Annotated in this window: 1 protein-coding gene; it reads left to right on the plus strand. The window is 42.8% G+C overall.

The features are described from left to right. A partial coding sequence (locus AC1MDJ_RS08170) for a flagellin (protein WP_479690418.1) occupies positions 1–688 on the plus strand: 688 nt, incomplete at its 5' end. Positions 689–865 lie beyond the last annotated feature (177 nt).

Raw genomic sequence — 865 nt, forward strand, 5'->3', positions numbered from 1 at the left:
TCGGAATTCAGAGATACGTTTTGTAGCGGATGAAGATATTCTTAGGGCGTTAAGCATAGAGCAGATACAGCAGTCTGAGAATGATGTTATAACGATGAACGTATTTGATGCGCATACAGAGCAGTATATCAATAGTGATATATCAATAGACTATATGATGAGGGGGGTTATAAAGGGGGTTAATATAAAGCTCAACCCGAATATAATTACCAGTGCGAAGATGGGTGTTGATGGCAATATAGTATTTGAGCAGGACGCAGATTTAGACCCGCAGTATATCCATATAGCGAACAAGGAGACTAGTTCGCAGATAGGTGCGAATGCTGGGCAGTATATGGATATAAGTGTAGGCAGGGTTGATACTGTGTCGTTAGAGATAGATGATGTATATCTGACTACCTTGCCTGATTCGCAGAGGGCACTTTTTAAGATAGATTCTGCCATTAAAAATGTAGTGCAGCAGAGGGCGGAGATAGGTTCTCGTATCAACAGGATGGAGCATGCGTTGAAATCGTTATCTATCGGACAGCAAAATATTCTGGCGGCGTCAAGCAGAATAAGGGATATTGATATGGCAAAGGCGAGTGCGGACTTCGCGAGGAACCAGATAATGATGAACGCAGCCACGGCAATGCTAGCACAAGCTAACCAACTGCCACAAATGGCACTACAGCTGATAAATAGGTAATAACAGCCTTTTGAGTCACCTTCCCCCGTAGTGAGAGAAAATAACTTCTTAACTTTCCCTAACAATCTGCCGATAGCGAGTGGCGTTGCATGGAGGCAAAGACTAAAATGGTATAGTTGTAATAGGGGAGAGCCATGCAGATTTATACTAATTCGTTGTCATTTACTGCCAACAGAC

Source organism: Candidatus Termitispirillum reticulitermitis (assembly GCF_054655775.1).